Below are 10,172 nucleotides of genomic sequence, written 5' to 3' on the forward strand. Positions count from 1 at the left end.
CTCTGCATCCAAATTTTAGTAGTGGCTTAAATTTTAAATTTGTGGTTTGACTGAATTTGCTTGCGTGGTTGTAGTGGCGTTGCGTCGAATGATTACTTTATCCGCACAAATGAGCTAAATTTAATGAAATTTAGTCCTTTCTCGCTCTAAATTTGTAAATTTATGCGAGTTGGCGATAAATTTGGTCTTAGTGGGCAACTTTATATATTGGCTCAAATTTATATCAGCCACTGTTTGGCTAAAGCATCTGGCAGACTTTAAATTTCAAAATGTAGTCTAGAGCGAGGCTTATAATACGAGATAGGTTAAATTTAGTTTGGATACTTGTAAATTTATATAATTAGTAGATTAAATTTAGACCTTGTCTAAAAAACTAGCTTTTAAAACTGCTCTTGTAAGCTGTGAAATTTAGTAAATTTATCACCTAAAACCACAACAAAGCTACCTAAATTTATAAAAAGTGCAGGGCGTAAATTTAACTAGCGGATCTTTTTTAGTTTTGACTTTGAAATTTTATAAATTTTTGATGGCGTATCTTCAAAAAATCGTTCATCAACAACTTCGTCAGCCACGCTTCTTGCCCAAGCTTCATCAAATTTCATACCATTTTTGTTTGCGCTGCTTGAGTAAAGCCAGTCAAATTTGGTTAAAAATTTCTCGTGTTCGCACTCTTTTACGACTCTGATAGCCTTTAAATTTGGATATAAAAATGTCGTTTTTCTCGAGCGGCGGATGAAATTTTTATATTTTTTTGGCACTCTTGCAAGCTCGTTTAAAACGTTAAATTTAGCCGTCGTGATGAGGCAAGGTTTGCCCTCGTTTCGCATTTTGGCGTGGTTTATCTCCTTGTAGTCTTTGCTTAAAAAGCCAGCTGTCGTGTCAGTTTGTGCTAGGTATATCATCTCTCTTCTTTGAAAGTAAAAATATGCAAGATATGATGAGAGCAAAGCCTAAAAAGTCCCAAAAGACGAACTTCGTCCCAAGCCAAAAGTAGCCAAAAAAGGCCGCACTTAGTGGCTCTACGCAGGCTATCATGCTAGCTTTCGAGGCGCCTATGAGCTTAACTCCAGTCATATAAAAGCTAAATGCAAATATCGTGCCAAGCGTGATAACGGCGAAAAATGCTAGCCACTGCGCCGTGCCACTAAGCCCTGCAAACTCCCACACTCTCATATAAAGGCAAAGCACCACGCCACCTATCACCATGCCCCAGCCAATGGTTAGAGCTACGGAGTATTTGGCATTTAGTCTTGTTGGAGCAAGGTTGTAAACGCAGACGCAAATAGCACTTACTAAGCACCAAAATAGCGCTTCTGGTGAGATGACAAGGGCTGAAATTTGCGCGTGCGTGGCTAGGAAAAAGACCCCAAGCATCGCGCAAAGCAGAGCCAAAATTTCAAGCGGCCTTGGCACTCGCCTCTCTTTTAGGCAGATGATGGCTAGGATGAGAACTGGGGCTGTGTATTGAATGACGGTCGCAACTGCGGCGTTTGAGAGCTCGATCGAGTAAAAATAAGCATACTGCGTCATCATGAGCCCAAGTATGGCATATATAAGAAGCTCTGCTAGCAGTTTTACGTCAGTAAGTGGCGCAAAAACTGCCTTTGGAGCCTTAAAAGCGTAGTAGATCACGATAAATGAGCCAGCTAGCAAGAGCCTATAAGGTACTAAAAAATCAGCGCTTATGCCCTGCGAGAAAAGATACTGCCCGCAAACTCCGCTAAACCCCCAAAGTACGCCACCAACTAGCGTAAGAAGCACTCCTAGTTGATGGCTGGACATTAAATTTATCTATCTTTATGTAGCTGGGCGTCTTTACCGTAGTGCGGCGAATATGGCCCATAAAGTATGCAGTTGTGGCAGTTTCTTGAAAAGAGATAGGCGTCAGCCCTTACTGCTAGGTCGTACGATCTATCTGAGATGGTGTTTGCCACCTGCGTGATGACGGCTGAGACTAGCATGCCAAGTAGGCTACTTTGACCGCTACTGCTATCTTCTATAGCTGTTGCTGTTCCATTCCAGAGGGTAGCGCCACTCTTTATATCGACTAGCTTTGCTTCAAGCACAACTCTTGTAGAGCTTGAAATAACGGCATAGCTTGTGCCGTACTCTTTTATGTTGATATAAAGCACACTATCGGCTTGAAAAATTTTATCAAGCTTATTTAGTGGGACGGCTGCGATCTCGTTTGGCTCGGTTATGCCATTTTGCTTAAATGTATCATTTACAAGAGCTACTGGAAATACGTAGTATCCTGCCTCGCTAAGCGGGGCTACTGCGTTAGCTAGCACAGCTGCTGAGCCAGCTACATCGGTGCTATCGTTTGTTGGCATGAGCACTAAGATAGAGTGGGGCTTTTTTTGTAAAAAGGCAGTGTAGTCGTATGGCTCAGGCTCTTTTACAGAACATCCAGTAAAAAATATCGCAAGAAGTGCCACAGCTATAAATTTCAGGCTATTTTTCATCTTTGGCCTCCTCTGTTTTAGGCGCTTGAACTAAATTTCTTGAGCCTTTGATGAAATTTATATACTCGCGTGACTCTGGGAAATTTTGCACTTCTTTGTCAAAATTTGCATTTGCAACGCCTAAATTTCCATTATTTAGATATAAAAGTCCAAGGTGTGCATAAAGCCCTGGGGCGATTTTGTAGCCCTTTTGCGTAGATGTCTGGATCAAATTTTCTAAATGTGAAATTTGCTCATTTGTATCTCCGCTCTCATTTAGGTATGTGTACAAAGCATTGTTATACGTGCCATCCCAGTAGTAAAGCGACCTTGGTGTATCTGGTTGATTGCAGCCTGCAAGCAATAGCGCAAAAAGTGCAAGGCAGGTAAGTTTTATTTTACTTGCCATGCTCCGCTCTCTATCCCATTTACTAAGTTATTTACGGCCTCTATGATAGCTAGGCTTAGTACCTTGCCATTGAGTGTAGAGTCGTATCCAGCTGAGCCGCCAAAGCCTATGATTTCTCTGTTTGAAAGGGTGTATTCACCAGCGCCGCTAACTGAGTAGACGACCTCTGCGGTTTTGGTATCAACAACGTTTAAATTTACCTTTGAGTAGGCTGTTTGTTTCTTGCCTCTGCCAAGTATGCCAAATAGCTGGTGATCGCCTGTTGTTTTGCGGCCAAATTCAGTCACATCGCCAGTTATGACGTATCTCGAGCCTTTTAAATCTTGAGCCTCTTTGCTTAGCTCGCTCTCTTGTTTGATCACCTTCATATTTGATCTATCAAGCACAGAAAATCTACCGCTTTGCTGTAAATTTGTGATCAAGATGCTTTGAGCTTGGTTGCCAAGTCTATCCTCGCCGTCACCAAAAACACCATTTTGATAGGCTGATTGGTTATTAAAGCGGCCAATAGAAACTGAGACTTTCTGTCCGTTATAAACTGAGCCGTAGCTTGCAACTTTTGGAGTTTCAACCACTCTTGAGCTCTCGCTTGCACATCCAGCAAAAAGCGCTGCGATCAATAGAGCTGCACTAAATTTTAAAACATTTTTCATATATATCCTTTATGATAAAAATCTTCATATATTACTAAAATTCCTTTTAAATAGCTTTAAAACTAAAAGAGCTCTAAATTTAGTCTTATTTATTGACAAATTTGTCTTAAAGTGAGTAAAATCACGCCAGTTCTAAGTTTTAGAAAGACCTTTTTTGGATACAAAATGCACTCAATCGGAATCGATATAGGCTCAACTTCTGCAAAAGTAGCAGTCATGGAAGCTAGCGGCGAGATAAAGGAGCTATTTTTACTCCCAACAGGCTGGAGCAGCGCAGATACGGCCATGCTTATAAAAGAGCGAGTTTTAGCTTTAGGCCTTGGCGAGCTATATTTTACAGCGACTGGATATGGCAGAGTCTCGGTGCCATACGCCAATAAAACGCTTACTGAGATCACCTGTCACGCGCTTGGGGCGCACTACTTTTGCAAAAGCGACTGCACCGTTATAGACGTGGGCGGACAAGATACGAAGGCTATTAAGCTTGAAAATGGCTCGGTGACTGACTTTACGATGAATGATAAATGCTCAGCCGGCACTGGTAAATTTCTTGAAGTGATGTCAAACCGCCTTGGAGTTAGATTTGATGAGCTTACACGCCTTGCTAAAAATAGCGACAAAGATATCGCCATAAGCTCGATGTGCACGGTCTTTGCGGAGTCTGAGATCATAAGTCTCATCGCTCAAAACGTCTCACGAGAAAATATCGCAAAAGCGGTGATCATTTCAGCTGTAAATAAAATTTCAAATTTGGTCAAAAAACAGGCAAATACGAGCTATTTTCTAAGCGGTGGCTTTAGTAAGAGCGAGTATGTGAGAGAAAATTTAGAAGCGTGCTTGCAAGCTAGCGTCACCACGCACAAAGACGCGATCTACTGCGGTGCGATAGGCGCTAGCCTTGCAGGGATAAGAAATTTAAGGAGAGAAGATGGCAATAAATGAGAACATGAATTTAAGCGAAATTTTCGCTACCTATGACAGCGCTAAGAAAAATTTAGCCCAAAACGTCGAAGCAGTCAAAAATAGCGGTCAAAAGATCGCAGCGATATTTTGCACCTACACGCCAAGAGAGCTCATCCACGCAGCAAACGCTTATAGCGTGAGCGTCTGCGCTACTGGCGATAACGCAGTGGTTGAGGGCGAAAAGTACCTGCCTAAAAACCTCTGCCCGCTCATAAAGGCAAGCTATGGCTTTGCTAAGGCAAACAAGTGCCCATTTGTGCGAAACTCCGATATCGTTATCGGCGAAACTACCTGCGACGGCAAGAAAAAGATGTATGAGCTGATGGGTGAGTTTAAAGACGTTCACGTCATGCACTTGCCACATTTCAAGAGCCAAAAGAGCCTAGAGCTTTGGCAAGATGAGGTTAGGGAGTTAAAGGAGCGACTGGAGGCTAAATTTGACGTGAAAGTGAGCGACGAGGAGCTAAAAAACTCTATCAGGCTATTTAACAAAGAGCGCGAGCTGATGGGCGAAATTCAAAATTTCATGAAGCTAACGCCACCACCGATGAACGGCAAAGAGCTGCACGCACTGCTATATGGAAATGGCTTTATATTTGATAAGGCCGAGCAGATAAGCGACCTTGAGATCATCGTAAATAAGCTAAAAGAGTGCGTGAGGGACAAAATTTCACCCGTGCATAAAGATGCCAAACGCATCATCATCACAGGCTGTCCAAGTGGCGGGGTCTATGACAAGATAGTGCCAGCCATAGAAGAGGCAGGCGGCGTCGTGGTAGCTTACGAAAACTGCACTGGAACTAAAAACTTTAGCAACCTTGTCGATGAAAACGACGATCCAATTAGCGCCATAGCAAAGCGCTACATGGCGATACCTTGCTCGATCATGTCGCCAAATAAAGATAGAGAAAATGTGCTTCAAGAGATGATAAAAGAGTATAAGGCGGACGGCGTGATCGACGTTGTGCTGCAAGCCTGTCACACTTACAACGTAGAAACTACCAATATAAAAAGGGCATGCAACGAGGTAGATACGCCTTATATGGCGCTTGAGACGGACTTTTCTACAAGCGACGCTGGGCAGATCAAGACAAGGCTCGAGGCGTTTATAGAGATGCTTTAGGATAAATTTAAAGAGCAGGGGGCTAAATTTAGCTTTAAATTTAAAATAGCTGACTTGAAAATGGTGAAATTTACTAAATTTACAAGTCAGCTAAAGCAAATGGATAAGAAGGCTGTTGCTTGACCGACCTAATAGAGCAAAAGCTTCCACGCAGTGGTGTCTTTATAAATATATCTTATGTGTTGATAATCATAAAGAACCAAATTCCACTTTTCATCGCCATTTTTCATTTTGTCGCTATACTCTTTAGTCTTTTCTCTGTCGCCTAAGTTTTATACATCTCTACATATATATGCTCTTTTTCAAAAAGAGCATTGGCATAATTCTGGCTAGAGCAAATTTTATCGTAGCAGTATTCTGGAATGGTTTTTTATAAAATTTAATATCTTTATTGATCATAGTCTCTAGCTTTTCTAGTGCTAGGTAGCCTAGAAATTGCCTTGATCAAAGCACCAATATTTTGCAATATCCGTGCTAAATTTTTATCGGTCACCATAAGCTCTTTTCCCCACTATAATCACAGTTAGGTTTTTCTCTGCTATTTCTAACCCTAAAAAGGGTGCTGGCTCGTGAAAAAGTCTAAATTTAACGTTTAATAGGTGCAGAGTATGTCAAGCAGTCTGCCAAGCTTTTGCATATCATTTAAGAAAAGCTGGTTTGGTTTTTGTGTAAATTCTTTGGCTTCTTCTAGGATTTTAGGCTCAGAGATATTGTAAGCAAACTCCTTTTTCAGGATCTTTGCGCCCTTTTTATAAACAAATTTTGCCTCGATAAAACTTGCAAAAAAGCTATCATCTCTTAAATAGTAGTTGGTGGCCGCATTTACAAAAATTGGCTTTTGAGCCAAAAACTCACCACAAACGCCATTTGGTGATCTAAATTTAACACTCTCAACCACATCAGGCCTTATCTCATAAAACCTTATCTCACTAGATTTTTTAAGAGCCAGAACATTACTAGCTTTGTTTAAATTTATAGAGGCGTTGTCAGCTTCAATGACGTTTATAACGCCCTTTATAAGAGAATAAGCACTTGTGGTTTTATTTTGATCAAGAAAATTTACCATGCCAAAAAATGGCACGCTGGCATTTAGTTCAGCCAAATTTGGCATATTTTTGATTAGCAGCTGCTGCTTTTCGCTGTTTAGCTCAAAGTAGCTCACCATGATGGAAATTTCATCCTTTTTGCTAGGCATTTTTTGCGAGCAGGCCGCAAAAAAGAGCGCTGCAAGCAGTAGAACTACTAAATTTCTCATTTTATGAAGTAATCACCATCAAAGCTTACAAGCGAGTATTTTCTCTCGTTGCCGATACTCTCTTTAAGCTCATCAATGCTCAAAAACTCCAAGCTATCAGCTCCGATGTACTCTCTGACCTCTTCGATGCTTTTTTTAGCGCTTATTAGCTCCTCAAAGCTTGGTGTATCTATGCCGTATCGCTCAGGATACTTTAGCTCAGGGCACGCAACTCTGAAGTGAATTTCTTTCGCCCCTGCGTGTCTTAAAAGATCGACCACCTTTTTAGAAGTGGTGCCACGAACGATGCTATCATCGATCACGACGATGCTTTTGCCCTCTAGCACGCTTGACATTGGATTAAGTTTTAGCTTGACCTTTAAATTTCTCATCTCTTGGCTTGGCTCGATGAATGTTCTGCCCACATAGTGATTTCTAGTGATGGCTAGCTCAAATGGAATTTTGCTCTCATTTGCGTATCCAAGCGCTGCTGGCACGCCGCTATCTGGCACTGGCACTACAAAGTCAGCCTTTACCTTGCTCTTTCTAGCAAGCACCTCGCCCATCTTTTTTCTCACTTCATAGACGCTTTTGCCCTCTATAACGCTATCTGGGCGTGCAAAATAGATGTACTCAAAGGCGCAAACTCTAGGCTCTGGCTCGAAAATTTGCAAGCTTTGAAACTCGCTCTTGCCATGCTCAAAAACTATCATCTCGCCAGGTCTAACATCTCTTATAAATGTTGCTCCCACAAGGTCAAACGCGCAAGTCTCGCTAGCTACGATGTATCCGCCGTCCTTTAGCCTGCCAAGGCTTAGCGGCCTAACACCCCAGCGGTCTCTGATGGCAAAAGTCTTGTGGCGTGACTGCACGAGCAAGCAGTAAGCACCTTTTATCTTGTCAAGTGCTGCGATGATGCGATCTTGTAGGTGTTCGTCGTGGTTTCTTGCGATGAGGTGGATGATGTTTTCGGTGTCCATATTTGTCTGAAATATCGCGCCATCTTTTATGAGCTCGTCTCTAACCTCGTCTTTATTGACCAAATTTCCGTTGTGAACGATCGAAATTTGACCCAAAGAGTAGTTGGCAGCTATGGGCTGAGCGTCACGGCCTGAGTTTTTGCCAGCTGTCGCGTAGCGGTTGTGACCGATCGCCATGTCGCCTTTTAGAGAGCTCAAGATCTCCTCGTTAAAGACCTCGGTGACTAGACCGTTGCCCTTGTGGGTAGAGATCTCGCCGTCGTTACAGACGCTGATGCCACTTGCCTCTTGACCACGATGCTGCATAGAAAATAACGCATAATACGCTGTTTTCGCCGCATCTTTAGAATTTATGATACCAACTATCGCACACATCTTTTATCCTCTTTTCATCTTTTTAAATTTCATCTTTGTAGTTAAATTTCATAGCCAACGCTAAGCACTATTTGTAAGTGGCGTGTTATCCAAAATTCTGGCACATTTGCCGCCATTTGCACCATTTATAATAATCCACATGCGCTAAAATTAAATTTTTATCATCTCAAATCAAACTCTCCAGCTCTTAAATTTTGGCGCTTTTCGCGCTCTGGCAGGTAGAATTTATCGCCAAATTCTAGCTTGTAGCTCTGCGCGTCATCAAGACTAAATTTAATCATCAAGCCCCAAACTATCGTCTATCGAGTATAGGCCACTACTTTGATCTTTTAGCCAGATGGCTGCCTTGATCGCACCTTTTGAAAAGGTCGCTCTGCTCGTTGCGGTGTGGTTTAGCTCGATAAATTCGCCGTCATTGTAAAAGCCAACCGTGTGACGACCGACCACGTCGCCTCCACGAAGTGCCATAACCGCGATCTCATCTTTGCTTCTTGCGCCCACCATGCCAGCTCTGCCTGTTACTAAAACATCTTTTAAATTTAGATCCCTTGCCTCTGCCACGCAACCAGCCAAGGTCATCGCAGTGCCACTTGGAGCGTCCTTTTTGTATCTGTGGTGTTGCTCGACTATCTCGATATCAAATTCTCTTAAAACTTTTGAAGCTATCCTTGCTATGCGGTTTAACACTGCTACGCCTAGACTCATGTTTGTTGCGTAGAGTATTGGCATAGTACCTGATGCTAGGTGAAGCAAGTTTTTCTCGTCGTCATTTAGTCCAGTTGTGCCAATGACTAGTGGTTTTGGGTTGGTTCTAGCGTAGTTTAGCAGTGCTACGGTCGCTTCTTTTTGGCTAAAGTCGATGATGACGTCGCACGCTTCAAAAAATTTAGCAAAGTCATTTGTCAAAAGCTCGCTACTTAAATTTTCAACCTCATTTTTTTGGCTAAAAGCGACGCTTAAAGTGGCGTCTTTTTCATCTTTTAAACAAGAGATGATACTTTGAGCCATCTTGCCGCTAGCACCGTAAAGTCCTATTTTTACCAAAATTTATCCTTTGATTTTTGGGTGAAATTTAACATAAAATTTATTATAGAGAGATTACGAAATGGCTTTTGAAAAGGGCTACTTGTAGCTAGAATTTAATTAAAAATTAGAATTTTGGTAATTATTAGACGCACCCACTTTTGCCTATTTTGTGTAAAAAGGCGGCTAAGCTCTGTCTTAGAGTTATTTTCTTTTAAAAGAGGTGTTCTGATAAGCCTAAAAACAAGTACTTTTAAAAATATAAATTTTACTAAAGAAGGTTTATCTTAAAAAAGAAATTTAGCCAAATTTTTTGGCTAAATTTGAGTATTAATGCAAGCTTTCTATGTAGCTCATAGCGCTAAGTGCAGCCACTGCGCCATCACCTGCTGCTACGATGACTTGCTTTGGAGCATCCTCTCTGATGTCGCCTGCTACAAAGAGCCCTTTTAGGCTAGTTTGCATCTTAAGGTTAGTCTTTACCTGTCCGCCATCAGCCATTTCGCAGATAAATTTGCCGTTTTCGTCTTTTAAAATTTCGTTATTTACATTTAGTCCGACAAAGGTGAAAATGCCCGGCACATCAAGCACGCGCTCGCCATTTTTAGTATCAAGCACGATCTTTGTTAAACCCGTATTATCGCCAAGCGCCTCTTTTACAGTCGCACTTGTTATAAACTCGATCTTCTCATTTTTTCTAGCTTTTTCAACGGTTGTTGGTGCCGCTCTAAACTCGTCACGTCTATGCACTAGATAAACTTTTGAGCAGATATTTGCTAGATAAAGTGCCTCTTCAACAGCTGTGTCGCCACCGCCAAGAACGGCTACCTCTTTGTTTTTGTAAAAGAAGCCATCGCATGTCGCGCATGTGCTAACGCCTTTGCCAAAGAATTCGTCCTCGCCTTTAAAGCCAGCACGTCTTGGGGTTGAGCCAGTCGCTACGATGACAGCCTTTGCCTGCTCGCTCT

11 protein-coding genes are annotated in these 10,172 nt (G+C 42.0%); 2 read left to right on the forward strand and 9 right to left on the reverse strand.

Annotated elements, in window-relative coordinates; genetic code table 11:
* Positions 1-479: 479 nt before the first annotated feature.
* From Q0296_RS06475 to Q0296_RS06495, 5 genes are read right to left on the reverse strand one after another with little or no spacing between them, the layout of a single operon-like run.
* A complete protein-coding gene (locus Q0296_RS06475) occupies positions 480-902 on the reverse strand; it encodes a Sua5 YciO YrdC YwlC family protein (RefSeq protein ID WP_298038229.1) in 423 nt (140 codons plus the stop codon).
* On the reverse strand, positions 880-1,782 hold the full coding sequence (locus tag Q0296_RS06480) for an EamA family transporter (protein ID WP_298038232.1): 903 nt from the start codon (positions 1,780-1,782) through the stop codon (positions 880-882). The genes Q0296_RS06475 and Q0296_RS06480 overlap by 23 nt, the downstream gene beginning before the upstream one ends.
* Positions 1,783-1,787: 5 nt before the next feature.
* A complete protein-coding gene (locus Q0296_RS06485; RefSeq protein ID WP_298038235.1) occupies positions 1,788-2,465 on the reverse strand; it encodes a GNA1162 family protein in 678 nt (225 codons plus the stop codon).
* A complete protein-coding gene (locus Q0296_RS06490; RefSeq protein ID WP_298038238.1) occupies positions 2,455-2,853 on the reverse strand; it encodes a DUF4810 domain-containing protein in 399 nt (132 codons plus the stop codon). Before Q0296_RS06490 ends, Q0296_RS06485 begins: the two co-directional genes overlap by 11 nt.
* A complete protein-coding gene (locus Q0296_RS06495) occupies positions 2,838-3,506 on the reverse strand; it encodes a CsgG/HfaB family protein (RefSeq protein WP_298038241.1) in 669 nt (222 codons plus the stop codon). The genes Q0296_RS06490 and Q0296_RS06495 overlap by 16 nt, the downstream gene beginning before the upstream one ends.
* A 165-nt stretch (positions 3,507-3,671) precedes the next feature.
* On the opposite strand from Q0296_RS06495, the gene Q0296_RS06500 reads away from it, so the two are divergent.
* Positions 3,672-4,448 carry an acyl-CoA dehydratase activase gene (locus Q0296_RS06500; protein ID WP_298038243.1) on the forward strand — a complete coding sequence of 259 codons (777 nt, stop codon included), beginning with the start codon at positions 3,672-3,674 and terminating at the stop codon, positions 4,446-4,448.
* Positions 4,435-5,592, forward strand: a complete 1,158-nt coding sequence (locus tag Q0296_RS06505) for a double-cubane-cluster-containing anaerobic reductase (RefSeq protein WP_298038247.1) — start codon at positions 4,435-4,437, stop codon at positions 5,590-5,592. The genes Q0296_RS06500 and Q0296_RS06505 overlap by 14 nt, the downstream gene beginning before the upstream one ends.
* Positions 5,593-6,184: 592 nt before the next feature.
* On the opposite strand, the gene Q0296_RS06510 is transcribed toward Q0296_RS06505, so the two are convergent.
* The 4 genes from Q0296_RS06510 to Q0296_RS06525 form a co-directional block, all read right to left on the reverse strand.
* A complete protein-coding gene (locus Q0296_RS06510) occupies positions 6,185-6,847 on the reverse strand; it encodes a hypothetical protein (protein ID WP_298038250.1) in 663 nt (220 codons plus the stop codon).
* Positions 6,844-8,181, reverse strand: coding sequence for an amidophosphoribosyltransferase (gene purF, locus Q0296_RS06515; RefSeq protein WP_298038252.1), 1,338 nt, complete (start codon positions 8,179-8,181; stop codon positions 6,844-6,846). The genes Q0296_RS06510 and purF overlap by 4 nt, the downstream gene beginning before the upstream one ends.
* Positions 8,182-8,454: 273 nt before the next feature.
* Positions 8,455-9,225: a 4-hydroxy-tetrahydrodipicolinate reductase gene (gene dapB, locus Q0296_RS06520; RefSeq protein ID WP_298038254.1), complete on the reverse strand. Its 771-nt coding sequence runs from the start codon at positions 9,223-9,225 to the stop codon at positions 8,455-8,457.
* 309 nt (positions 9,226-9,534) lie between these two features.
* On the reverse strand, positions 9,535-10,172 hold a 638-nt coding region (locus Q0296_RS06525; RefSeq protein ID WP_298038257.1), incomplete at its 5' end, for an FAD-dependent oxidoreductase.

The organism is uncultured Campylobacter sp. (genome assembly GCF_937890585.1).
Lineage (GTDB): Bacteria > Campylobacterota > Campylobacteria > Campylobacterales > Campylobacteraceae > Campylobacter_A.

Excerpts from the sequence above, each read along its gene's own strand:
- Q0296_RS06505 (WP_298038247.1), top strand. The coding sequence starts at position 4,435 with ATGGCAATAAATGAGAACATGAATTTAAGCGAAATTTTCGCTACCTAT.
- Q0296_RS06485 (WP_298038235.1), bottom strand. The coding sequence starts at position 2,465 with ATGAAAAATAGCCTGAAATTTATAGCTGTGGCACTTCTTGCGATATTT.
- Q0296_RS06480 (WP_298038232.1), bottom strand. The coding sequence starts at position 1,782 with ATGTCCAGCCATCAACTAGGAGTGCTTCTTACGCTAGTTGGTGGCGTA.
- Q0296_RS06510 (WP_298038250.1), bottom strand. The coding sequence starts at position 6,847 with ATGAGAAATTTAGTAGTTCTACTGCTTGCAGCGCTCTTTTTTGCGGCC.
- purF (WP_298038252.1), bottom strand. The coding sequence starts at position 8,181 with ATGTGTGCGATAGTTGGTATCATAAATTCTAAAGATGCGGCGAAAACA.
- Q0296_RS06475 (WP_298038229.1), bottom strand. The coding sequence starts at position 902 with ATGATATACCTAGCACAAACTGACACGACAGCTGGCTTTTTAAGCAAA.
- Q0296_RS06495 (WP_298038241.1), bottom strand. The coding sequence starts at position 3,506 with ATGAAAAATGTTTTAAAATTTAGTGCAGCTCTATTGATCGCAGCGCTT.
- Q0296_RS06500 (WP_298038243.1), top strand. The coding sequence starts at position 3,672 with ATGCACTCAATCGGAATCGATATAGGCTCAACTTCTGCAAAAGTAGCA.
- Q0296_RS06490 (WP_298038238.1), bottom strand. The coding sequence starts at position 2,853 with ATGGCAAGTAAAATAAAACTTACCTGCCTTGCACTTTTTGCGCTATTG.